This window comes from Allorhizobium sp. NPDC080224 (genome assembly GCF_050281005.1).
GTDB lineage: Bacteria > Pseudomonadota > Alphaproteobacteria > Rhizobiales > Rhizobiaceae > Allorhizobium.
In genome coordinates this window covers 92,975-116,296 of the sequence record NZ_JBNNWJ010000007.1, presented here as the reverse complement: position 1 = coordinate 116,296, position 23,322 = coordinate 92,975, and the positions used below count along the sequence as shown (strand labels likewise).

Here is a 23,322-nt window from a genome sequence, read left to right as displayed (position 1 = left end):
GGCCTGATGGTTGGCCTCATGGTGCATGGGGCCGATATCCAGGATCGCGATGGCGCTCCCGATCTGCTGAAATCCATCCGCCACAGGTGGCCGTGGTTGCTGCACGTCTTCGCCGATGGCGGCTATGCGGGCGATAAGCTGAAGCGACGGCTGAAGAAGATCGGGCGCTGGACGGTTGAGATCATCAAGCGCTCGGACAAGGCGAAAGGCTTCGAAGTCCTACCGCGCCGCTGGGTCGTCGAACGGACCTTCGCCTGGCTCGGCAGATGCCGCAGATTGGCAAAGGATGTCGAAAAGTCCATCGCCTCATCAGAAGCTTGGATCATCATCGCCCACATTCGCCTGATTACAAGGCGACTTGCAAGGTACGGTTATCGTTGAAGGCTTTTCGAGTCCGACTCTTAGGCTCTTGGCAATTTCGCGGATCATATAAAATCAATCATCCCCTCTACGCTTAAAATGCCTGTTTTAACGACCTTCACCAGCAACCTTGGCGATTACCAACAACAAATTCATGCAGGCGACAGGCCGAACCTGGTGATAAACAGGTTGATGGGCACAGCTATCATTTGCCCTCCGAACCTATCAGGTGGGAACCTTTGACAGACCAGCCGCTCATATTTGCTGTACATGCTGGCAAATACAACAAGCTAGCTTGGTCTCGCGCTCGGTAGATAAGGTTGCTGCCGTGGGAGAGCACATCAAAGCATCGAATTGCCTTGATCTTTTCAAAGCAGTCTCCTAGCTATGATCGCGCGAATTACCTGATTTGTTGGGGTGGAGGATGGACGGGTGGCTGTCGGCAATTCAACCCGATCTGTTTCAAAAATTGCGGCCATTGCGACGGCGGCCGCTCTTGTTTTCCTGCTGGCAATCCTAGGTTCCTGGGCAACCCAATCATACTTCTCGACGGTCAGTCGAGCTGAAGAACGTGTTTCGGCATCCGCCAAAATTGTCGCAAGCCATGTGTCGTGGATCCACCAGATCGCGACTCAGACGCTGCGACGTATCGACGATTCCCTGCGTTCTGCGGATCTGAGCTTCGACGGCGGCGTCAGAGACTTGAAGCAAGCGACCGAGGCTCTGCCGGATGGCGTCCTTGCTTATGTGGTCGACCAAGCGGGGCGGACCCTTTATTCCACCGATCCGGATTTGAAACCGGTCGATATTACCGACCGTGATTATTTCACTGCAGTGAGGGACGGGCAGTTAGAATACACATCGTCACTGCTCATCAGTCGAACCAATGGCAGTCAGATATTCGTATACAGCCGACGCGTCATTCGAGCGGGAGCGTTTGCGGGCGCGATCATGGTCGCCATTCCCGTTGAGGTTCTACAGCCGATTTGGGAGACTGTCGATCTCGGTGGCAACTATACCATCAGCATGATCCGTGATGACGGCATGCTGGTGGCACGATATCCCCTTGCGAAGACGACGTTGGACATGTCCGGGTACTTACTGTTCACCGACTATCTGAAAAATGCTCCATCTGGAACTTATCAAGCAGATGCATCCCCGGTGGACGGTGTCAGCCGCCTGGTCGCTTACCGCACAGTCGAAGGCACGCCATTCATCGCCGTTGCTGCGGCGGATTACACCTTTCTTATGCACTCTTTCTGGCAAACTCTGCTCATGCTGAGCCTGGTGGCTCTCGTCATCGTCGGCGGCGCAGGCACAGCCGGCTGGTGGATCGCACACCTTCTGCGCGCCCAAGAGAAGCAATCGCAGCAGCTGGCTGATGCGCTTGAGGCGAACGAACTCCTGCTTCGAGAGATCCACCATCGCGTCAAAAACAACCTGCAATCAGTCGTGTCGCTCGTCCGACTCCAGATGAGAGGATCAGAGGGCTTTGACGCACTGAACAGTCGGATCAAATCCATGATCGCGGTCCACGAACAGATCTATAAACATGATGCCTATGCTGCAATCGACGCGAGTGAGCTTGTTCGCGCCGTCGTCTCCGAAGCGCTCGCCGCTCATGATGCTCAATTTGAGGTACGATACGATTTATGTCCGCAGCTCGTTTCAGCTGAGAAAGCTACGGCCTTCGCGCTGATCGTGAATGAGGTTGTCACGAATGCGGTCAAATACGCATATCCGTCCAACCGTGCAGGGGATCTCGACATCGGTTTGTCGGCACCGCTCGCGGACGGTAAAACAACCTTAACAATTTCTGACCGTGGTGCAGGTTTCGACCCGACAACTGTTAAGACTGGGACGGGAACGCGGCTGATTGACGGTGCTGTCAGACAGCTTGCAGGCAAGTTCAGTTTCGAAGCGCAAGGTGGAACGCACTTTACCGCGACATTGAAGCTCGCGTGAGCTGGATGCGGATGCTTGAGGCGGTTTTCTCACCTGAACACCGGCTGACCAGCTCAACGGCTTGAGACTAGGGAGAGCCGATAAGACCAGTTTGGGTCAACAGGTCAAGAACCCTGGTATCATCACAGCGATAATAGACGGTTTGCCGATCGCGGCGCGTTTTCACCACTTTGGCATCTCGCAGCTTACGTAGATGCTGGGAGAGCGCGGATTGGCTGAGGCCGATGTCATCAGCCAGTTCGTTCACTGACCATTCCCGCTCGATTATCCGGCAAAAAATGGCCAGCCTGATTGAGTTTGCCAGGGTCGAGAAGACGGATGCTGTCCGCTCCAGATCACTCTCTAGAGGACGGGTAAAACTGAGCGGCATAACGTTGAGAACCAGCATGTTCATTTTCGACCTCGCCTCTTTTTGCTGCTCGGCATAATATGAGCATATGGTTAATAGATCATCAATGCTTTCATCGCTTAAAGTTCAGGCTGACACTCGACGTGACTGGCGGTCCGAGAGTTGCGCACCTGCCCATGACCTCACAGTATCGCGCCCGGCGGCTTTCGCCTCATATAAGGCCTGATCGCAGCGTTCTACCAGCTCTCGACTGTTGACCAGGTCGTCACGCATTTCGGCAATGCCTATCGATACCCTAATCTCAAAGCTGGGGCTCGCAGCATGGGGAATATGTAAGTCTCGAACAGCCACGATCATGCGTTCGGCAATCGCCGAACACTCTTCCAAGGATGCGCTTGGCAGAATTACCGCGAATTCCTCGCCACCGTAGCGCGCCACCAGATCAAGCCCAGCGCGACATGAAGCCTGAAGCACTGCCGAAATCCGTTGCAGCGCTTTGTCGCCTGCGGGATGCCCATAGGTGTCATTGAACGTCTTGAAATGATCGACGTCAATCATCATCAGCGACAAGTTTTCAGATGACTTTTTGGCTGTGTCGAAGACGGTCTCTAAGGTGCGATCGAACACCCGTCGATTGGCAAGGTCAGTTAGGCTATCGCGGGTGGCAAGCCTCTCCAGCAGCTGCGCTGCCGCCTTTTGCTCGGATATGTCCGAGTAAAGTGTGACCCATCCTCCAGTTTCGAGCATGCTGATCGACTTGCATACCCACCGGCCATCGCTCAATTGAAGTTCAGAATCTGTTGCCGTCTCGCTGCGGTGGACTTCCTCCTCGACCCAGGCCAAGGGCGCGGCATCATCCGGGATCTGTATGTCGCCACTGAGTACACCCGCGGTCAAAAGTTCTCCGAGCGTACGCCCTCGGCAAGTGCGCTCATTCACATATGGGAAGATCGAGAGATAGTGGCGGTTCCACATGACAAGTCGGCCGTCGCCATCAAACATTGCTAATCCGTCCGCCATCTCATTGGTTGCCGTTTGCAAAAGAACCCGGGTGGATTCAAGTTCTGCCTGAAGCAACTTCTGAGCACTTACGTCTGCCGTATGACTGACAATCCCACGGAGCTGCCCATTATCATCGAAGTATGGAGCCTTGATGGTGTGAAGCCACACCGTTTGCCCGGCGCGCTCAAACTGTTGCTCCAGAGAAGTGGGCCTCGGATTGGCGATAAACTGCTGCTCGTCAGACAAAAATACAGTCGCATCTTCCCGACTGTAATAATCGAAATCTGTTTTACCGATCATTTCGGAGGTTGATCGGGCACCCATCAATTGCGCGGTCGCATTGTTGGCGATCAAGAACCGACCGCTGAGATCTTTTACGTTCAGAGCATCAGGTAGGGCGCTGACAATCTGCCTGTGGAGTTCGTTAAGGCGAGCGTTCTCCCTGCGTATGGTGTCTACCCGGACGTAGAAAGTGGATATCGCAGTGCCAAGGAAATTCAGCCCAAGCAAGAGATAATGAGCACCCTGGTCTACGAGGTGTGCACGTATGCTAGGGGGTAGAAGCGCCAAAACGATAAGGGCGACCGCTGCATTTAACAGACTGAACACGAGCACGCTCAACACGCTGCGATGCCCTCTCGTCACAAGCATTGCACCGAGCGCAGCAACGAGCGATGCGAGGATAATTCCGGTCACGCCGATAAACACGCCGGCACCTCCCAGCCAGATGCGAACGGCGCTGGTTACCAAGGCTGCGGTCAAAGCGCCGACCGGTCCAGAGATCAAGCCGACCACGGCGAGGGGTACGATGCGCAAATCAAATCGGAAGCCTTCCAGCAGTTCACCCGGCATGAACATCAAAAGTGAAGCGGTACTCCCGAATAAAATCCCATTGGCCACTCGACGAAGCAATGTGAGATCACTCGTCAGTCGATCCCTGATCAGAGAGCAAATTGTCAATGCAAGGCTGATCACTCCGAGCTGGGCGAGAAACGAAATTGCCAGACTTTGATTTTCCATGGAGCTACTCGGCGCAACGGGTTCAGGTATGTCCTGCGGCGTCGCTCAGAGCCTTGAAGGCACCGTGTATTACCACTGCCGGCGTCAAGGCGTTGCTCACGACAGCAGACACTTCGCTCATATCAGCAAAGACTCACTAAGATCGGGTTAGCGCTGTCGGGATAAAAAGATCCCGCCCAGGCCAAATAGCCGGGCGGGCGCATACTAGTCTAAAAGTTTTGCCGCCATTCTGAGCGTTAGGCTGCGTCCGCCTGATCGGAGTGTTGTTGTGGCAGCCGTGGCTCTCCATCTCTTACCTTAGACCGACGGTTCAGCACAAAGCGACCCACCAAGGCGGCAAGATGCGTCGATGCTGAAGATAGATTGTGACTGAGAGCCGTCGTCTCCTCCACCATCGCCGCGTTTTGCTGGGTCATTTGGTCAAGTTCGTTTACGGCGATGCTGATTTGCTTCAAGCCCGCCGACTGCTCGATCGCTCCTGTCGAAATCGCATCGACGTTCCGATCAATCGACACAACAAATTCGTTGATGCGCGAGAGGGCGTGGCCCGTCTCATCAACAAGCTTCACGCCCGTATTAACCTGCTGACCCGAATTGGACACCAAGGTTTTGATCTCTTTCGCGGCGACTGCCGATCGCTGGGCGAGCTCTCGTACCTCCTGAGCAACGACGGCGAAGCCTTTACCCGCCTCCCCTGCCCGCGCGGCCTCCACACCAGCATTGAGAGCAAGCAAGTTGGTCTGGAATGCAATCTCATCGATAACACCAATGATTTGTCCGATCTCAGCTGCAGACTGCTCAATGGACTTCATGGCGCTAATGGCCTTGAGCACGACCCGTCCTGACTCGTCGGTACAGATTTTAGCGTCGGCAACCAGCTTCCGCGTTTCCTGACTGCGCTCCGAGGCTTGCGCAACGGTGGTAGATACCTGCTCGAGCGCTGCTGCGGTCTCTTCCAATGCGGCTGCCTGCTGTTCGGTCCGTTTGGCGAGATTGTCGGAGGCCGAGCGCATTTCAAGGCCGTTCTCGTGAATGGCCTGGGTTGTCTCCTGCACTTGAACAAGTGTAGCCTGGAACGCTGATAGCGCCTCATTGAAGTCACGACGCAACGGTTCGAAGTCCTTGGTGAATGGATCATCAATCGTATAGCGAATGTTACATTCGGCGAGCCGGGCAAGGCCAGCGCCCAAGGTTTCGACGACATGAGCCAAGGCGTCGGCCTGTTCAGCCATAGCGGCCGCATGCCGTTTCTGCGCCTCATTCGTGCGCGCCGAGCTTTCCTCTGCTTCCAGGCGGAGACGTTGCCGCTCAAGCGCAGCCTGCCTGAAGACCTCGACCGATGTCGCCATCTCGCCGATTTCATCCGTTCTGTCGCTGAATGGCACGGTCTTCGTTAGATCACCCTGAGCCAAATGGGTCATGTAGCCAGAGATGGTACCAAGAGGGGTGATAGCGCGACGACGGAAATATAAAATTCCACCGATAAACAGAAACACGCTAATCCCACTGCCGATGATGGCCCAACGCTCAAGCTTAGCAGTGGTCGACCGCGCCATCGCCTCTTCGGACACGAGGTGAGTGTTTGCCATCTCGACAAGTTCTCGAACCGCCGCGTCATGGATCCAGAACTTGTCACCAAGCTCCGCAATAGCGGCTTTACTCTCGGCGTCGGATAGATTTGAGCCTGAGCCGAAGCTATCACCATAACTTGCCCAAAATGCGTCTCCCTTGACGAGGACGTCATTCACCAGCTTGTCTTTCAAGACATCGGGCAGTTGCGACTGCTGCCAGTATGCCCGACGATTATGATATTCGGCTTTGAGCCGATCTATCTTCTGCGCATCCATGCCCGCTTTGCTGGGGTTGAGCACCGCTTCGCTCGCAAGCATATAAGCTTCGACCACGTAAAGCGGGGGCGGCAGGATGTCTGCGATCAAGTCCTTGCCATCGATGATCCCGTTATAGACCGGGCCGCTCACCTTGAGCTGAGACAGAGTGTAGCTTTGAAGGCCGATCGCAGTCGCAAGGCCGATGATGACAACGGCGGCAAAACTGAGGAGCAAGCGGGCGATTGTTAGTTTTGGCATGGCATTTTCCTCGGGCGAGACAAACACCGACCATTACAATCAGAATTTCCTAAATTCCCGTTATCTTGAACAGCACTGTCTCTCGAAACATGTTAGCCATTCGTCGTACCTCCCTCGCTCCACTCACTTAGCGACCCTATCATTGTGGCGCCAGTTCATGTTACGTGGCAGCAGCGAAGCAAGTTCCGTCACAGTGACTTCGTTTCAGGGGAGTACAGAAGTTTGACTGCAGACAGCAGCAGCGGCAAAGCTCTACTTGCCCTCATTGATCGCACAGAAATCCAGTCCAAGCAGATCCTGGCGTTGATCAATCTCAACGCTATTCTGCTGCGAGAGATTTCGTTGGTTCAGAAAGAGCCGTTCGAGCACTTTGCCAAGCTCGAGGCGAAAATCGGTGGCCTCGGCGAAGCGATAGCTATGGGAACACGCAAGTACACAGACGTCCCATTTTCGTCGCGGGAAATTACTGAGGTCTTCGAGCAGGTACTGAGGCAAGCGCGGGCGCTCATCGAAAGCACCCACTCAGAGACTTAGACTTGATTGGTTATCCTTCACCCTGATGCCATAGCTATCAAGCTTGCCTCTTGATACGCTCGTCGGCAATCATCTGTAAACCAACACGGTCGCGTCCGGCATCTTTCGCCTGGTAATGTCGCTTTGCACTTAATCACGAGAATCGACCTCATTACAGATTGGCCTGTCGCCCCAACATAGCCTTCGAGCCGCCGTTCATCGCATGTATGCTTTAAGACATCTCTATTCATCCGTCCGATGGCACAAGTTATCGACGGGATACAGTCTCCGAGCTCTGTCACTATCATCTTTGGGGGCGCCCCCGTCGGGAGACGGAGGCGCTGATTGCCACCAGGTCAAGCCGCGCGACGGTGCGAGTGACTTGTTCTCGACTCAACCTTGAACTGCAACATCAGGTGATCCAGGGTGGTAGCTTCCTGCACCAGTTGCTGGATGGCTGCACTCGACTCCTCGACCATGGCTGCATTCTGCTGGGTATTCCTGTCGATCTGTCCGAGCGCGGCGTCGATTTCGGAAAGGCCCTCAGCCTGCGTCTTGGCTCCGTCGATGATCTTGCAGATCTCTCGGCTGATAGCCTGAACCTCAGTCGAAATCGTGCTCAGCGCTTCGCCCGCCTGATCGACCAGCGACACACCATGGCGGACTTCCTCGCCGGACGCATTGATCAGAGCCTTGATTTCCTTGGCAGCATTGGCTGAGCGCTGGGCAAGCTCGCGCACTTCCTGACGACGCCGCCGCCCGGATCTTCTTGACAACCCGGCGACACCTTTTGGGGGCGCGGGTGGAGAGCCTGATCCCACCGAGGTTGCGAGATGCGCATGCGAACTCACTTTGGAAATTTCACCAGTCATGCGAAGTCTCGCGCCCTATGACTTCGCGTGGTGGTGTTATTAAAGGCCTGCGAGCGGATGGCTCACTGGTATCCCTCAGCATTTCGGTTGCAAAGGTCCAGGATAAATCGCAAACCTTCTTCGTGGCAGTCATCCGCGATGCGACCGCTTCAGTTCAGCAGCAGGAGGAGCTGAGGCGGCTTGCGAACAATGATCACCTGACGGGGCTCCTGAACAGAAGGGCGTTCATTGACCGAGTTGCCGAGGTTGATGCGCAAGGAGGAACAGGTGGCACACTAGCGATTTTCGATATCGATCACTTCAAGCGCATCAACGATCACTACGGCCATCCGATTGGGGACCAGGTGCTCGCGGCGTTTGCTAGGCGCTTGGATGAACGAGTGGGCCAGGAAGCGTTGACCGCGCGCTGGGGAGGAGAAGAATTCATCAGCTTTCATCGCGACGCAACCGAATGGACGGTGACACGGGCCATCAAGGAATTTTCCGCCGAGTTGCAGTTCGCGCCAATAGAAGCGGGGGAGGTTACCATCCAGGTATCCATTTCTGCGGGCATTACCTATCGGCCACCGCAAGAACCTCTTGCTGCAGCTTTGGAGCGCGTCGATAAGTTGCTTTATCTGGCGAAGCATGATGGGCGTGGTCGGCTGGTGATGTCCGACCAGGTAGTGATGAGACTCGGCAAGAATGGACCGTAAAGTTCAAAACCTATCCAACAGATATCGGCCAACAGGGCGATGTTCTGCCGTAAGGTACTAAGCAGCTCGCGATCCGCTCTTGCGTCTTGGGCCAAGTCGTAGTTCGTTTCAGAATTGGTAGCCGGGTCAGAGGCCCCGCCCTCGGGTCTGTAGTGACACATCGTATTCTGCTGATGCCTGAATCGGATCAATGATAGTAGATGACGCTTCAAACGCAGACGTTGCGCGATGCAACCGGCCTTTTACCGTGCCGATCGGGCACCCGCCCGCAAAGCGCTGCTTGCCAATATCGCAGGCCAGAGCTTCACAACGATTAGGACATCATGACGAGACAGTCGCCTAAGAGCAACCATCGTTTGATTGACGTCATCAACCTCGTCCATCATGTCACAGTGAATTGTCCCGCATATAAACGCAGCTAGGACTGCTAGGTGGAGACGAACACATCGCCTGCTGCAATCCTTGGCAGACCTTGTGCCACTTCCCGTGCCAGGACTGCCGCGATTAACTCCTCGCCCTCGCTCGGGTTTGCAGACACTGCCCTGGCAATCCGAGACTTTAGATGGGTATCTCCTCTAGCCGTCGGACAAATGCGCAATAGGCGACATAATTCCGATGCTCGCCAAAGCATGTAGCGCCCGATGTCAGGTCGACTCTGCACGTCAAGCCCCATCTGCAACCGCAGCATCCAGCACGTTATAAGCGGCCTGCATAATATCGATATCGTTCGCATGGCTGATGCGAGCGAGCTCAAACATGAGAAGGCCAACCTCACTCCCGACCTGATGTTCGCGAGACGGGATACTCTGAGCTAAAGCCACTGCATCCTCATGCGAGCCACCCAGGCTGCTAAAAAGCTGGAGCGCCGCTTTCAACATCTGGCGCTTCATTTCAAGCGCTTCTAATGGAAACAACTCTTTCTGTATTCGGACAGCGCGATTCTGATACTCGCTCATGAATTTACCTTATAACATACCTGAACTGACGAACCCCGCCAGACCGGAATCGGCCCTCCAATGACGCGATTCCGTTTCACTTGTTACTGTGAGTTTCACTGGTGACGCAGCACATCAGCTCACCCAATTTCACTTCTGATAGATGAGCCAGTCCCGCCTCATCTCGTCAGACACTCTGTCGTCAAACATGACCACTTTGTTACGCCCCTCGTTCTTCGCCCGATACAACGCATTATCAGCGGCACGATAAAGCTCGTCGGCACTGGATGCCTGAGATCCCATAGCCACACCGATCGACATGGTGATACCATTCAGATCGATCCCTAGGCGCTCGACCACAAATCGCTGGCGGGCGATCGCCGATCTGAGATGTTGTGCGAAACCATGAACCTCATCACGAAGGCGCTCTCGGATTATGAGAGCAAACTCCTCACCCCCTACACGGGCAATCGATGCTGTCGAGGGAGCCGCTTTGCGAAGACTGGCCGCCAGACTCACCAGAAGCCTATCACCAACAGGATGACCAAATCGGTCATTGACCCGCTTGAAATAATCGACATCTGCAAGCACTAACGCCGTAACGCGCAGCAACTCTGGTGCTTCTGCGTAGATTGCAGCCAGTTCTTCATCGAAGGCCCGCCTGTTGCAGAGGCCGGTCAGAGAGTCGGTATTCGCGGCCGCCTTGTACCGCTCAAGCTGTTCGTAGACCTCATCAAATTCCGCCTGCGATCGTGAGTACGAACGGCGGGTTTTTTCGTTATGCGACAAAGTCGCTCCAGTCGCCGAGGAAAGTGTGCGCACCAGAGATTTCAATACGCCGACCGTCTGCTGATTGACGGAGCTCAGCTGCCCAACCGTATCGGTTAGCAGCTGGTTGTAATCGTGTAAGACATGTTGCTCGCGTTCAAGCAGTTGAGCAGCCTCGGACAAATGCTCGGTCACCTGCTCGTGGATCGCTTCATAAATTGCTGCATTGCCAGCGCCGAGGTAGACGGCCGCCAAGCTATCCAGCTCAGATTGTGTTGGGCGTGAGCCTAGCCGCGTAAGGTCCTCTGAGAGAGCCTTGTTAGTCGCAATGAATGCCTCGTAGTAAAGCTGATAGTTCCGCGGGATCGGGGCAACTCCCGAAACATACATCGCTTTGAGTACAGCCGAAGCAATCTCGAAACTGCTTTGTCGTCCGTCAATGCCTTGCTTCACGTCTCTAGCATTCCGTTATACCTTGAGAATATAAACACAAATACACGCTGCAGGTTAATCTTTGCTGAAATGCAAACTTAACGATTATCAAATGCGTGTCAAAACACCCGGCCTCACTTCGGCCTGCGGTGCCCGGCGGCTTTGCACTCGGCTTAAACTTCCCGTACCTCGAAATGCCCTGATTCTAGAATTTTTCGGGGCATAGCCGAACTATGCTTTCCGCCGTCATCGCTTTCAGCTCCTCCCTGGTGCGAAAACCAGCTTCAAAAAGAGCAACGAGTTCCTTGGCTAATGCGAGTTCGTCAGCCGCGCTAGAACGGCGATACCGGTCTCGAAGCATATCCGCTAATAACTCGCGCAACAACTTCAGCTCCAGCGGCCCGATTTCCTGCTGATCATCGAAATAGGTGTTGCTCATCAGCGCCCCCTGGCCGCCCCTTTCGCCTTGATCAGTTTCTGATGTTCCATTTGGTGAACTCTGCAATGAGCCTGAAACGTTCGAACCCTATCTGGCCCGCCTTGCCCAAGACTGTCGCCTCGGCGCGCTCACTTGCGTCTAAGAAGACTATACCTGCTGAGACAGTCTCCGTGAGACACAGACTGGTGTATCATTTGGGTTGATTTTGCAGCTATGAGACGTTACCCATTGAAGGTCTAGAACCTAATGAGACGTTTCATGGCAATTTACGGGTATGCGCGGGTCAGCACCATCGATCAGGATCTGGCGATTCAAGAGGCGGCTTTGAAGGCGGCCGGATGCACGGTCATCCGGGCGGAAAAGAAATCCGGATCGACCAAGCAGGATCGGAAGGAGCTTAACACGCTTCTGGAATTCATGCGCGACGGCGACAGCCTGGTCGTGACGCGGGTCGATCGGCTGGCGCGGTCAGTCGGGGATCTGCAGGACATCGTACGGCTGCTTAAGGAAAAAGGGGTGACGCTGAAGGCGACGGAACAGCCGATAGACACCAGTTCAGCGGCCGGCAAAGCTTTCCTTGATATGCTCGGCGTGTTTGCTGAGTTCGAGACGAACCTTCGTAAAGAACGACAGATGGAAGGCATCGCCGCAGCAAAAAGCAGAGGGGTCTACAAAGGCAGGAAGCCCCATGTTGATGTTGCTGAGATCCGCCGACTTAAATCCGACGGGATGGGACCAACAGAGATTGCCAAGACGCTGAACATAGGTCGGGCGAGCGTGTATCGCGCCCTAAAAGAAGCCGCATCATCGTAGGGCGGGATGGCGGCTTTGCGCCAACAGCGGACATTGCAGTCCAGCGCATACGGCTGCGTTGCGGCAATTTCTAAAGCGAGCCGAACGCGGCGATTCCTGCCCCAGGATCACAGGTTGACCCGCTGGTGATGTGACACGCGGGTCAACCTGAAGTTCATCCCACAAGCAGATGGCTCATCGCCGGGTCGGGAATGACGACGATGCGGCTGCCATCTCTTGCCTCGTCGTGAAGATGGATCACATCCTGATTGATGAGCCGAATGCAACCTGAGGAAACGGCCTTCCCGATGCTGAACGCCTCAGGCGTGCCGTGTATCCGATACAGCGTGTCCTTCCCGTTTTCATGGATATAGAGGGCGCGAGCACCGAGTGGATTTTTGAGTCCGGGATCCATGCCTCCATTTGCAATGCTGTAGGGCTCCAGCCCTGGCTGCCGCGCAACCATTGAATCAGGCGGTGTCCAGCGCGGCCATTCCCGCCTGTAAGCCATTATGGCCTCCCCAGCCCAGGCGAACCCCTCCCGTCCTACTCCGATTCCATAGCGGGTCGCGCGGCCACCTGCCTTAACGTGGTAGAGATATTTGGCTGGCGTATCGACGACGAGGGTGCCTGGCTTCTCGTTCGTCGGATAGTCCACCTCGGTTCGCCAGAACTGCGGCGGTAGCTGGCTGATGTCGACCTCCGGGATCGGAAACCTCTCATTGGGCATTGCATAGTACATCGGCGGCACCACCGGCGCAGGCGCTGGCGGAGGTTCGGCGATCGTCACGACGGGCGGCGGTTGGGTCGATACACAGCCAGAGACGGCGATCGCCCCTACACCAAGGATGAAGGAGCGCCTTGGCAAGCCTGCACCCACCCACCGTCCATTTGAGCTGCTCGTTCTCTCTTCAGTCTGACTATCATAGGCCATGTCGGTACTCTCTGTTAATCTCGCGGGCTGCTTCCAAGCCTGCCCGCCTTAGGGCAACCTTAAGTGACGAATGGCGGAGGCCAGTGCGCCGTGGAGCCACCCGCTCAGGCCGCGCGGGCCTCTGCGATCGCCTTCTTCAGCCCCTTCTCATCCAGCACACCTGCGAACGTGGTCCGGCCGATGACGAAGGAAGGCGTACCTGCGAAGTTGAAGGCGAGCGCCTGGCTGTAGTTGCGGTCGAGCAGCCCCGAGATCTTGGTGCTGTGCTTGTTCACGGCGGCAGCAATTTCCTTCATCGTGAGGCCGGTGCTCGTGAGCGCCTTCTCCACGGCTTCTTCAGTCAGTTTGCCCGTCGTCTTCATCAGCGCCTCCATTGCAGGCTCGTACTTGCCGATCTGGGCGGCTCCGAGAACTGCCTGGGCAGCAAAGATCGAGGCACCGCCGAAGACGGGCCAGTCCTTCAGCACCAGCCGGACATTGCCGTCCTCGCGAACGACCTTCTCGAGCATGGGATGGATCTTCTTGCAGTAGGGGCACTGGTAATCGAAGAATTCGACGACCGTGACGTCCCCTTTGGGATTGCCGAGAACTGGTGCGTCCGGATCATGGAAGACGGTCTTTTCGGTGATCTCCTGGCCGAACGCCAGGCGCGGGAGGACGGCAGCCACTGCGGCAGTGCCCGCGGTGACGGCGAGCAGGTTTCTGCGGGTAATCATTCATACTTCTCCTTTTCGCGATTCTTCAGGTCCGAGCACGACGACCTTGGAGCCCTTCGGCACGCGGCGATGCAGGTCGATGATGTCGTGGTTCAGCAGCCGGATGCAGCCGGACGAGACCGACTTGCCGATGCTCCAGGGTTCATTGGTCCCGTGGATTCGATAGAGCGTGTCCTTGCCGCCCTGGTAGAGGTACAGGGCACGTGCTCCCAGAGGGTTCTTGATGCCACCCTCCAGGCCCGATGCTAAAGGGCCGTAGCGCTCCGGATTGCGCTTGATCATGTTCTGGGTGGGCACCCAGCCCGGCCACTGCGCCTTACGGGCGATATCGGCCTCGCCCTCGAATTCCATGCCGGCCTTGGCGACGCCGACGCCGTAGCGCATCGCCTTGCCACCCTCCATGACGAGGTAAAGAAAACGGGAGTGGGGATCGACCACGATAGTGCCTGCCGGATAGCCGGTCTTGTAGTCCACAACCTGGCGGACATTCTTCGGATCCATCTTGGAGACGTCGACGCCGGGGATGGTTTCGTCTCCATCCTTGATCGGCGCATACATACTGGCCAACGACGGGTCCGCTTTCGGGGCTTCGACCTTTGCGGGCTCCGCGGCGGTCTGCGCGCAGGCCGACAACCCCATGACGAAAAGCGAGGCGGTCAACGGTCGCCACAGATCGGCCGCTCGGGCAGGGATCATTCGGATATTCCTTCTTCAGATTTGAGTTCCTGGATCTTCTGCGCGAGAACCTCGCGGGAAATCTCGCCGAGGTGAGAGCCGGCCAGCGTGCCGTCGGCTGCTAAGAAGAGTGTTGCGGGCAGACCGACCGCCGAATAGTGGCGGCTGAGCAGAAGCTGCGGATCGAGCACCGCCTGCGGCAGATCGAGGTTCGCACTCCGGAGGTAGTCAGCGATCTTGGCCGCCTGCTCGCCCTGGTTTGCAAAGACGAAGTCGACATCGGCCATGTTGGCAGCGAGTTCCGCCATCATCGGCAGTTCGCGGCGGCAAGGCGGGCACCACGTCGCCCACAGGTTCAGAACCGTAGGACGACCGTTGGCACCGATCCCTCTTTCGGCACCATCAAGTGTCCGGAAGCTGGAGGTGACGGGCGCTAGCTGCGGGTCAGAATAGGTCAACGCCAGCGTCGCCGCTGTCGCAACCATGCCAGCGGCAAGGCTAGCCACGGCCCATCCGACAAGCTTTCGGCTCTTCAGGAACAGCAGGACCAGCACCACGGCGACGCCTGCGGCCCCTCCGCTCCAGGAGAACCCGCCTTGCCACACCGCAAGGATCCGCCAAGGCTCCGAAGCGAAGCTCCCGGCATGCTGCAGAACATGCCCCAGGCGCGCCGCCGCCAGTCCGACCAGAGCCGTCCAAGACGACCAGCGTCCGAGCCTGTCGTCGACCCGGTGGGCAAGAACGGACGCTGCAGCGAGAAACACGACCATGCCCACGATGGCAGCGAAGCGCTCGGCGTCGAACGCGAAGGGACCGAAGGAGACGGCGTTCATCGAAGGGCGCTCTTGGCTGCTGATGCAGACGTCGTAACGGTGTCTGCACTGATCTCTCCCACCAGCCTGCTGTCGGCAATCTCATCGTTGTTGCCGTCGAGGAACAGCATTGTCGGGGGCCCGACGACCTGAAGGTCCTTCATCAGCGACTGGTTGGCCTCGGTGATCTCACTGAGATCCACCGAGATCAGGCGGATGCCGTCCAGCGCGTCAGCCACGGTCGGGTCGGGAAAAACGGACCGCTCAATCACTCGGCAGGTGACGCACCAGTCGGCCGTGAAGTAGACAAGCGAGGGAGCACCGGCCCCATCGGCGTCAAGGATTGAAGACAGATCGGCTGCAGAGCTAGCGGACTGGAAGGAGTCCTTGCGGATCGTTTTCGCGGGCATAGCGTCTCCAGAGCGCGCGACAGCGATCGTCGCAAGAGGCTTCAGAGGATCCGTTGCGCCCGAGAGGCCACCAATTCCCAACATGACGCCGTAGAGACCCGCCAACATGCCCGCGGATCTGGCGAGCCGCTGAGCTCCGCCGGCCTCGGGTCCCGTCTGATCGAAGGCTCCGATGAAGACGGCAAAGGTGATCGCCAAAACCGACCACAGCAGAAGACCAGTTCCGGCAGGCAGCAGACGATCCACGAGCCATACGGCGGTCGCGAGAAAAAGGAAGCCGAACACCTGCCGGACGCGCTCCATCCATTGGCCCGCGCGCGGAAGCAGGCCCGACCCGAAGGTCCCCATCAGGATCAAGGGGATGCCCTTGCCGATGCCGAGCGCGAACAAGGCCGTCGCGCCGAGGACGACGTCTCCGGTCTGCGCAATGTAGAGAAGCGCGCCGGCGAGCGGAGCCGTAACGCAAGGTCCGATCACCAGAGCGGATGAGAATCCGAGCGCTGCCGAAGACGCCAGTGAACCTCCTGAATCGCGGCGTGGGGCGAGCCGGTTCCTGAGAAAGGAGGGAAGCTGGAGTTCGAATATCCCGAAGCTTGAAAGTGCCAGAGCCACGAAGATGGCTGCAACGACGAGTGTGGCAGCGGAAGACTGGAGCGCGATCTGGAAGCTCTGACCCCACCATGCAGCGACCACGCCGAAGAGACTGAAGGCAGCCGCCAAAGAAAGGACGTAGGTTGACGACAATACAAATCCACGTCCAGCCGACAGGCTCTCGCCCTCCCTCGAAAGGGTCGCGGCGAGGATAGGGTACATGGGAAACACGCATGGCGTGAAGGCCAGCAGGACGCCGAGCCCCATGAAGCCGGCGACCAGCAACAGCACTCCACCGCGATCGAGCAGAGATCCCACGAGTCCGTTGGAGGACTGGTCAGAGATACGGATTGCAGCCGTGTCGGCGGGTTCCGGCGCGGCTTTGGACACCAGAGGAAAGGCTGCCTGTGACTGAAGCGCAGTCTGAAGACCAGCCGGTTTTTTGCTGGCTACAGGCGTCAACGCAGCAGGGTCGAGATCGACCGTGGTCGGAGGATAGCAGAGACCGCCATCCTGGCAGCCCTGGTAGGTGACCTTGACGAAACCAGTGACCGGTCCGGCGATCGTTGCCGTAGCCGTCCCATAATAAACCTCGGTGCTTCCGTATCCGGGATCCTCCTTGATGACGCCCGGCGGGGTTGTCATTTCGAGAGGTCTGCCGTCGGCGTCTTTCACACTCAGGTATTCTCGGTAGAGATAGTAGCCGTCTTCAAGCTGCCATCTTAATGCGATGTCAGGACCGTCGCGTCCTGCCTCCATGCGAAAGGCCTGATCCATTGGAAGCGGCGGTTCGATAGCTGACGCCACCGCCGAGACGGCTAAGGCCACGATGAAAGATGAAACCGACAGGAAGAAACGCAAGGTCCGCTCCGTTGCTTGGGTTGGAGCGGCGGTCTCTCCTCCCAACCTTAAGGCAGCCTTAAGGTAGCCGGCGCAGGGAGGACGCGAAGTCAGATGAGGATGTGATGCGCCTGCTGGTCGTGGAAGATGACGAGATCCTGTTGGACGGCCTGAAGGTCGGGCTGCAGATGTGCGGCTTCACGGTCGACGCCGTGACATCGGTTGCCGATGCCGACGCTGCGATCGAGGCCGACAGATTTGATGCCGTCATCCTGGACCTGATGCTCCCGGACGGAACTGGCCTCGATGTACTGGCAAGGATGCGACGGTCCGGCGACCGCACCCCTGTTCTCCTGCTGACTGCGAAGGACGAAGTTGCCGATCGAATAGCAGGGCTGGACTCGGGAGCCGACGACTATCTCGGAAAACCTTTCGATCTCGACGAGGTCGCTGCCCGGCTCCGTGCCATCGTCCGTCGTGGACACGGCAGGGCCACAGGGCTTCTCGAATGGAAGGACGTGAGCCTCGACCCGGCGCGCATGTCCGCATCGCGTGACGGCATGGCGATCTCCCTCTCGCGGCGGGAGTTCGTCATCCTGCAGGCGCTGATGGAGACGCCCGGCGTCATCCTGTCCCGGTCTAATCTCGAGGAGAAGCTTTATGGATGGCAGGAGGAGATCGAGAGCAATACGGTGGAAGTTCACGTCCACAAGCTCCGATCCAAGCTGGGCGCGAGCTTCATCGAGACCGTTCGGGGCGCAGGCTATCGATTGAGGGCGGCACAATGAACTCCATACGGATCCGGCTGTTTGCAATCCTGCTTGCAACCACCGGCGCCGTGTGGCTCTTCGCCGCTGCCTGGATCTACGCCAGCACCCAGGCCGAGGTCGAGCGCGTCCTCGACGCCCGCCTGATGGAAGCGGCACGCATGGTAAGTTCGCTGATCACCGATCACCGGATCGATCCTGCTGCTGCAGCGAGCGCGGCAACCGCGAGCGCCCCACCTGCACCATTTGAGCAAGCCGGCGGCAGCTACAGCCGCCAACTCTCCTGCCAAATCTGGTCGCTGCAGGGTAGCCTTGTCAGCCGTTCGGAGAGTGCGCCTGCAACTTCCCTCGCCAGTCACACGAATGGCTTCGAAGAGACCGAGATCGACGGCGAGCGGTGGCGTGTCTATGCAGTCGTCAATCCCTCCCTTGGCGTCCGCGTGCTGGTTGGCGACAGTCTCGAAATCCGAGAGCGGCTGATCGGCGATGTCATCAAGGGGCTCCTCCTGCCAGGCATCGCCATTCTCCCCGTGCTGGCGGCACTGATCTGGCTGAGCGTTGGTCGCGGCCTTGCTCCGCTCACCCGCATTGCCGAAGGGCTGGCTGGCCGTTCGGCATCCGAACTTCATCCGGTGGATGCCGGCTCCGCCCCGCGCGAAGTGCGTCCCGTCATTCGCGCATTGAACAGCCTTTTCGGTCGCGTGGCCGAAGCGCGGGACCGAGAGCGGAGCTTCACTGCCTATGCCGCGCATGAACTGAAGACACCACTTGCGGGGCTGAAGACACAGGCGCAGGTCGCTCTTCGAACCGACAACCCCACCATCCAGCGCGACGCACTGGCCCGCATTTCCACAAGCGTCGACCGAACCAGCCGAATGGTGCGGCAACTCATCGATCTTGCCGCCCTGGATGCGATCCAAGGAAACGCGAACGATGAGGAGGTGGATATCGCGGTCCTTGTCGGGGAAGTCGCCTCAGAGTTGGAGACGCAGCTCTCAGTAAATGAGGTTCACGTGGCGATGGAACTTGCAGATCAGGCTCAGCCGCCCACCCACATCCGAGGTCGCAAGATCCTTGTTCGTCTGGCGATCCGCAATCTGCTTGAAAATGCCATCCAGCATTCTCCGAAGGGCGGGGAAGTCAGGTGCCGCGTTACGGCAAGGTATGACGAAGTCTGCGTTGAAATCCTGGACCAGGGACCGGGAATTAAGCAGGAGGACGAAAAGCGCGTCACGGAACGCTTCTTCCGGGGATCAAAGGCGCACGGACATGGAAGTGGCCTCGGATTGTCCATCGTCCAGATGGCGCTCGCCCGTCTAGGCGGAAGCCTGACCTTCGAGAGAGGTGCTCGCTGGTTTGTTGCGAGGGCGTCGTTTCCGATCTGAGCCCTTGGCGGCTGGCCCTGTCCTGTTGCGCTTATGGACCCCGTCTGACCCCGACGGCTCGTAGCGCAGCATCGAGCCTGTTGCCGCCCTTGGCGTCGAAGTCACCTCTGAGCGCTTTCAACGCATATCGCTCCTGGTTGATTTCCTCCGCCGTCCGAAACCCCATGCGGCGCAATACCGGCAGGGGCGGACACCAGCCTTGGATGGCGTGCTGGAACAGGAAGCCGGTTACGATTGCCGGCAATGCAGCCATCGTTTGTCTACTGTCGCCGCCAAAATGGTCCCTGTGAATGCCAAAGAGGAGGCATTTGCTTCGAGCGTCCGCTCGATGTCCCACTCCCGATCAAGTTCCGCGAGCCTCGCTGCGATCTGGTCGGGGTGGGCTTCGTAGTAGGCGAGCCTCTCTTCCATCTGCCAGCGAAGGCGGTTGTTGATCTCGTCGGATGTCTGGGCGCTGACCCGGTTCGCTGTCGTGGCCATGGTTTTGATCTCCTTTGCGCGGGAACCCCAGGGGAAGCACAAAGTTCCGTGACCGGCCTTGAAGGTAACTCACTATATAATATATTAGAACGTATAACGATATTTACGCGGAGCTAGTTATGCCTGTCACCAGTGTATCCGAGAAGCTTTCGGTCTCGTCTCAGCCAAGCGTCGAAGACATCCGTTCGCTGCGCGCGAACGGGTTCAAGACACTTATCAATAATCGCCCGGATGGCGAGGAGCCCGGACAGCCGGGAACCGAAGCCGAAGCGCAGGAAGCAAAGCACTGCAACCTGTCCTATGCGTTCATTCCAGTCACCGGAGCCACCATCACCGAGGCGGACGTGCGCGCCTTCCAGCGCGCGATCGATGAATCTGAGGGCCCCGTCTTCGCCCATTGCAAGACCGGCACCCGGTCGCTGAACCTCTATGTGATCGGAGAGGTCCTCGACGGCCGCCTGCGTGCCGACCAGGTCATGGACTTCGGACGTGAACGCGGCTTCGACACAAGGGGCGCTGCAGCCTGGCTGGAGAAGCAGGCCCCCCGCCGACCGCAGGTCAAGGGCTTCTTCGACAAGCGCACCTGGAGCGTCCAGTATGTCGTCTCCGATCCGGAGACGGGCAAGTGCGCCATTGTCGACCCGGTTCTCGACTTCGATGAGAAGGCAGGTGCGACGGCGACGCTCAATGCCGACGCCATCCTCGACTACGTCCGCGCCCAAGGACTGACGGTCGAGTGGATCCTGGACACCCATCCGCATGCCGACCACTTCTCGGCCGCCCAGTACCTGAAGGAGAAGACCGGCGCGCGCACCGCCATCGGCGAGCGCGTCGTGGACGTGCAGAAGCTGTGGAAGGGTATCTACAACTGGCCCGAGCTTGCCACCGACGGATCGCAATGGGACCAACTGTTCGCCCACGGCGATACGTTCAAGGTCGGGTCTATCGATGCGAAGGTGATGTTCTCGCCCGGACATACGCTCGCCTCCATCACCTATGTGATCGGCGACGCAGCCTTCGTCCACGACACGCTGTTCATGCCCGACAGCGGCACGGCGCGTGCCGACTTCCCCGGTGGTGATGCACGGGTGCTGTGGAGGTCGATACAGGACATCCTCGCGCTCCCGGACGAGACGCGGATCTTCACGGGCCACGACTATCAGCCGGATGATCGGGCGCCTCGGTGGGAAAGCACCGTGGCCGAGCAGAAGAAATCCAACCCGCATCTTGCCGGCGTGAGCGAGGAGGAGTTCGTCGCTCTCAGAACCAAGCGTGACAAGACGCTGCCTATGCCAAAGCTCATCCTGCATGCCCTGCAGGTGAACATCCGCGGCGGGCGTCTGCCGGAGCCGGAAGCCAACGGCAAGCGCTACCTCAAGTTCCCGCTCGATGCATTGCAGGGGGCGGCATGGGAATGAGCACCGACCTGAAGGCAATGTTGAAGGCAGGGCTTTCCCCGGTCGAAATGGCGAGCCGCGCCGAAGAGGTGGCAAACCTCCTCAAGACGCTGTCCCATCCGGCGCGGCTGATGATCGTCTGCACGCTGGTGGAGGGAGAATACTCGGTCGGCGAGCTTGAAGAGAAGCTCGATCTGCATCAGCCACATTTGTCGCAGCACCTCACGGTGCTGCGTGGCTCCGGCATCGTCGAGACACGGCGGGACGGCAAGCAGATCTTCTATTCCCTGACCGAGGAGAAGGCGGCCCAGCTGGTCGCCGCCCTCTATGACATCTTCTGCGTGAAGGACCACACATGAGCCAGTATCTCCCATCATTGACCGGCGGCATGCTGATCGGCCTGTCAGCGGTCATGCTGCTGCTCCTCAACGGCCGGATCGCCGGGATCAGCGGCATCGTCGGCCGTCTTGCCCAGGGTGTCGGCCTGACCACCAACCTGGCCTTCGTGCTCGGCCTGCTGCTCGGGCCATTGGCCTACCTCGTCATGTTCGATGGTTGGCCAGAGGTCGAGATCACTGCAGGCTGGCCGCTGATCATCGTCGCCGGGTTGCTGGTAGGATTCGGCTCGCGGATGGGATCCGGCTGCACCAGCGGGCATGGCGTCCTCGGGCTGGCCCGCCTGTCGCCGCGCTCGATGGTGGCTGTCGCCACCTTCCTGACAGCCGGCGTGGTTGCCGTTACCCTTCTGCGAGGTCTTGGATCATGAACCGGAATATCTACCAGTTCGCTGCCGCGCTCGCATCAGGCATCGTCTTCGGTTTCGGCCTGTCCCTCTCCGGGATGCTGAACCCGGCACGCGTCCAAGGCTTCCTCGACATCTTCGGCACGTGGGATCCAAGTCTTGCCTTTGTTCTCGGCGGTGCCGTCGTCGTCGCCTTCATCGGTGTTCAGGTGATGAAGCGGATGCGACACCCGGCCTTCGGCGACAGCTTCCATGTCCCGACCAATCGGCAGATCGACCCGCCGCTCATCATCGGATCCGCCCTGTTCGGCCTCGGCTGGGGGATCGGTGGCTTTTGTCCCGGCCCGGCGGTCGCGTCGCTGCCCATCGGCATCCCCCAGACGGTACTGTTCGTCATCGCCATGCTGGTGGGCATGACCTTGCACGACCGAGTATGGAGCAGACGGACGTGACCACCTCAATTCTTGCGGCAGTCGGCTCCGGCGGGATCGTCGGCTTCATGCTCGGCCTGCTCGGCGGCGGTGGGTCGATCCTGGCGACGCCGCTCCTCCTCTACGTCGTCGGCGTCACGCAGCCGCATGTTGCCATTGGAACGGGCGCGCTTGCGGTTGCCGTGAACGCCTTTGCCAACTTTGTGAGCCACGCGATCAAGGGGCATGTCTGGTGGCGGTGCGCGGCCGTCTTCTCCGCGCTTGGCGTGGTTGGCGCGCTTGCCGGCTCAAGCCTCGGCAAGGCGATGGACGGAGACCGACTGATCTTCCTGTTCGGCATCCTGATGGTGGTTGTGGGCGCTCTGATGCTCAAGCCCAGGAAGGCAGTTGCGGTCGAATGCCGTCCTGTCGACCTCCGGATGTGCCTCGCCACCGCGGCCGTCGCATTGGCCGCGGGCGCGGCATCCGGCTTCTTCGGCATCGGCGGAGGCTTCCTGATCGTTCCCGGCCTGATGCTGGCGACCGGCATGCCGATGATCAACGCGATCGGTACCTCGCTCCTCTCCGTCGGCGTGTTCGGGCTGGCGACCGCCTTGAACTACGCCAGCTCCGGTCTGGTGGATTGGTGGCTTGCCGCCGAGTTCATTGGTGGTGGCATCATCGGCGGCGTGCTCGGAATGCTCCTCGCCACACGCCTCAGCGCCTACAAGAACATCCTCAACCGCCTGTTTGCCGCGCTGATCTTCGTGGTCGCAGCCTACATCCTCTATCGCAACTGGGGGACGTCGATGATTGGCTGAGGGCGGCCAATCTCAATGTGGCGACCTCCTGGCGCCTCATAGCGGTGCCGGCGCCGAGTGAACGTCTATTCAGGACGCCGTTAACAAAGCGACACTTACTCGGACAGAAGCAA

At 58.4% G+C, this 23,322-nt stretch carries 24 protein-coding genes and 1 pseudogene; 12 read left to right on the top strand and 13 right to left on the bottom strand.

The window, feature by feature from the left end:
- Window positions 1–381, top strand: a 381-nt coding sequence (locus tag ACQKP1_RS24035) for an IS5 family transposase (protein ID WP_427277309.1), incomplete at its 5' end; no start/stop codon positions are given.
- A gap of 411 nt (window positions 382–792) precedes the next feature.
- Entirely contained in the window at window positions 793–2,325 is a 1,533-nt protein-coding gene (locus ACQKP1_RS24030) for a sensor histidine kinase (RefSeq protein WP_427277308.1), read from the top strand.
- 67 nt (window positions 2,326–2,392) lie between these two features.
- Here ACQKP1_RS24030 and ACQKP1_RS24025 read toward each other — a convergent pair whose 3' ends face one another.
- From ACQKP1_RS24025 to ACQKP1_RS24015, 3 genes are all read right to left on the bottom strand, one after another.
- Complete coding sequence (locus ACQKP1_RS24025) at window positions 2,393–2,719, bottom strand: ArsR/SmtB family transcription factor (protein ID WP_427277307.1); 327 nt, start codon at window positions 2,717–2,719, stop codon at window positions 2,393–2,395.
- Window positions 2,720–2,800: 81 nt separating this feature from the next.
- Window positions 2,801–4,696, bottom strand: a complete 1,896-nt coding sequence (locus ACQKP1_RS24020; RefSeq protein ID WP_427277306.1) for a diguanylate cyclase — start codon at window positions 4,694–4,696, stop codon at window positions 2,801–2,803.
- 236 nt (window positions 4,697–4,932) lie between these two features.
- Window positions 4,933–6,783 (bottom strand): methyl-accepting chemotaxis protein, encoded by a 1,851-nt coding sequence (locus ACQKP1_RS24015; RefSeq protein ID WP_427277305.1) that lies wholly within the window; start codon window positions 6,781–6,783, stop codon window positions 4,933–4,935.
- A gap of 222 nt (window positions 6,784–7,005) precedes the next feature.
- On the opposite strand from ACQKP1_RS24015, the gene ACQKP1_RS24010 reads away from it, so the two are divergent.
- A complete protein-coding gene (locus tag ACQKP1_RS24010) occupies window positions 7,006–7,317 on the top strand; it encodes a hypothetical protein (RefSeq protein ID WP_427277304.1) in 312 nt (103 codons plus the stop codon).
- A gap of 335 nt (window positions 7,318–7,652) precedes the next feature.
- Here ACQKP1_RS24010 and ACQKP1_RS24005 read toward each other — a convergent pair whose 3' ends face one another.
- Window positions 7,653–8,072, bottom strand: coding sequence for a methyl-accepting chemotaxis protein (locus ACQKP1_RS24005; protein ID WP_427277303.1), 420 nt, complete (start codon window positions 8,070–8,072; stop codon window positions 7,653–7,655).
- 26 nt (window positions 8,073–8,098) lie between these two features.
- On the opposite strand from ACQKP1_RS24005, the gene ACQKP1_RS24000 reads away from it, so the two are divergent.
- Complete coding sequence (locus ACQKP1_RS24000; RefSeq protein ID WP_427277302.1) at window positions 8,099–8,863, top strand: GGDEF domain-containing protein; 765 nt, start codon at window positions 8,099–8,101, stop codon at window positions 8,861–8,863.
- 662 nt (window positions 8,864–9,525) lie between these two features.
- Here the strand turns inward: ACQKP1_RS24000 and ACQKP1_RS23995 are convergent.
- The 3 genes from ACQKP1_RS23995 to ACQKP1_RS23985 all read right to left on the bottom strand — a co-directional run bounded on the left by ACQKP1_RS23995 (window position 9,526) and on the right by ACQKP1_RS23985 (window position 11,437).
- A complete protein-coding gene (locus ACQKP1_RS23995) occupies window positions 9,526–9,819 on the bottom strand; it encodes a hypothetical protein (protein WP_427277301.1) in 294 nt (97 codons plus the stop codon).
- A 129-nt stretch (window positions 9,820–9,948) separates the two neighbouring features.
- Window positions 9,949–11,019, bottom strand: coding sequence for a GGDEF domain-containing protein (locus tag ACQKP1_RS23990; protein ID WP_427277300.1), 1,071 nt, complete (start codon window positions 11,017–11,019; stop codon window positions 9,949–9,951).
- 184 nt (window positions 11,020–11,203) lie between these two features.
- The gene (locus ACQKP1_RS23985) at window positions 11,204–11,437 is read right to left on the bottom strand and encodes a hypothetical protein (RefSeq protein ID WP_427277299.1); all 234 of its coding nucleotides are present in this window, start codon (window positions 11,435–11,437) and stop codon (window positions 11,204–11,206) included.
- A gap of 258 nt (window positions 11,438–11,695) precedes the next feature.
- Between ACQKP1_RS23985 and ACQKP1_RS23980 the strand changes: the two genes are divergently transcribed.
- Entirely contained in the window at window positions 11,696–12,250 is a 555-nt protein-coding gene (locus ACQKP1_RS23980) for a recombinase family protein (protein ID WP_077549227.1), read from the top strand.
- Window positions 12,251–12,404: 154 nt separating this feature from the next.
- Here the strand turns inward: ACQKP1_RS23980 and ACQKP1_RS23975 are convergent, their stop codons facing one another.
- The 5 genes from ACQKP1_RS23975 to dsbD all read right to left on the bottom strand — a co-directional run bounded on the left by ACQKP1_RS23975 (window position 12,405) and on the right by dsbD (window position 17,228).
- Entirely contained in the window at window positions 12,405–13,163 is a 759-nt protein-coding gene (locus tag ACQKP1_RS23975; RefSeq protein ID WP_077549660.1) for a L,D-transpeptidase, read from the bottom strand.
- A 104-nt stretch (window positions 13,164–13,267) separates the two neighbouring features.
- The gene (locus ACQKP1_RS23970; RefSeq protein ID WP_077549659.1) at window positions 13,268–13,879 is read right to left on the bottom strand and encodes a DsbA family protein; all 612 of its coding nucleotides are present in this window, start codon (window positions 13,877–13,879) and stop codon (window positions 13,268–13,270) included.
- Window positions 13,880–14,575: a L,D-transpeptidase gene (locus ACQKP1_RS23965; RefSeq protein WP_097142929.1), complete on the bottom strand. Its 696-nt coding sequence runs from the start codon at window positions 14,573–14,575 to the stop codon at window positions 13,880–13,882.
- Entirely contained in the window at window positions 14,572–15,387 is an 816-nt protein-coding gene (locus ACQKP1_RS23960) for a TlpA disulfide reductase family protein (RefSeq protein WP_077549658.1), read from the bottom strand. Before ACQKP1_RS23960 ends, ACQKP1_RS23965 begins: the two co-directional genes overlap by 4 nt.
- Complete coding sequence (gene dsbD / locus ACQKP1_RS23955) at window positions 15,384–17,228, bottom strand: protein-disulfide reductase DsbD (protein WP_427277298.1); 1,845 nt, start codon at window positions 17,226–17,228, stop codon at window positions 15,384–15,386. The genes ACQKP1_RS23960 and dsbD overlap by 4 nt, the downstream gene beginning before the upstream one ends.
- Window positions 17,229–17,332: 104 nt before the next feature.
- Between dsbD and ACQKP1_RS23950 the strand changes: the two genes are divergently transcribed.
- Together ACQKP1_RS23950 and ACQKP1_RS23945 are read left to right on the top strand one after the other, a co-directional pair.
- Window positions 17,333–17,995, top strand: coding sequence for a response regulator (locus ACQKP1_RS23950; RefSeq protein ID WP_077549657.1), 663 nt, complete (start codon window positions 17,333–17,335; stop codon window positions 17,993–17,995).
- Window positions 17,992–19,359, top strand: coding sequence for an ATP-binding protein (locus tag ACQKP1_RS23945; RefSeq protein ID WP_427277297.1), 1,368 nt, complete (start codon window positions 17,992–17,994; stop codon window positions 19,357–19,359). Before ACQKP1_RS23950 ends, ACQKP1_RS23945 begins: the two co-directional genes overlap by 4 nt.
- 31 nt (window positions 19,360–19,390) lie before the next feature.
- Here the strand turns inward: ACQKP1_RS23945 and ACQKP1_RS23940 are convergent.
- Window positions 19,391–19,839: pseudogene (locus ACQKP1_RS23940) on the bottom strand (hypothetical protein).
- Between the two features lie 119 nt (window positions 19,840–19,958).
- Here ACQKP1_RS23940 and blh point away from each other — a divergent pair.
- Genes blh through ACQKP1_RS23915 form a run of 5 tightly spaced genes read left to right on the top strand, consistent with a single transcriptional unit; the run spans window position 19,959 to window position 23,209 of the window.
- On the top strand, window positions 19,959–21,257 hold the full coding sequence (blh, locus tag ACQKP1_RS23935) for a bifunctional sulfur transferase/dioxygenase Blh (RefSeq protein ID WP_109707831.1): 1,299 nt from the start codon (window positions 19,959–19,961) through the stop codon (window positions 21,255–21,257).
- On the top strand, window positions 21,248–21,595 hold the full coding sequence (bigR, locus tag ACQKP1_RS23930) for a sulfite-sensing transcriptional repressor BigR (protein ID WP_097142925.1): 348 nt from the start codon (window positions 21,248–21,250) through the stop codon (window positions 21,593–21,595). Before blh ends, bigR begins: the two co-directional genes overlap by 10 nt.
- The gene (locus ACQKP1_RS23925; protein ID WP_077549654.1) at window positions 21,592–22,002 is read left to right on the top strand and encodes a YeeE/YedE family protein; all 411 of its coding nucleotides are present in this window, start codon (window positions 21,592–21,594) and stop codon (window positions 22,000–22,002) included. Before bigR ends, ACQKP1_RS23925 begins: the two co-directional genes overlap by 4 nt.
- A complete protein-coding gene (locus tag ACQKP1_RS23920; RefSeq protein WP_077549653.1) occupies window positions 21,999–22,430 on the top strand; it encodes a YeeE/YedE family protein in 432 nt (143 codons plus the stop codon). The genes ACQKP1_RS23925 and ACQKP1_RS23920 overlap by 4 nt, the downstream gene beginning before the upstream one ends.
- Window positions 22,412–23,209: a sulfite exporter TauE/SafE family protein gene (locus ACQKP1_RS23915; protein WP_077549652.1), complete on the top strand. Its 798-nt coding sequence runs from the start codon at window positions 22,412–22,414 to the stop codon at window positions 23,207–23,209. The genes ACQKP1_RS23920 and ACQKP1_RS23915 overlap by 19 nt, the downstream gene beginning before the upstream one ends.
- Window positions 23,210–23,322 lie beyond the last annotated feature (113 nt).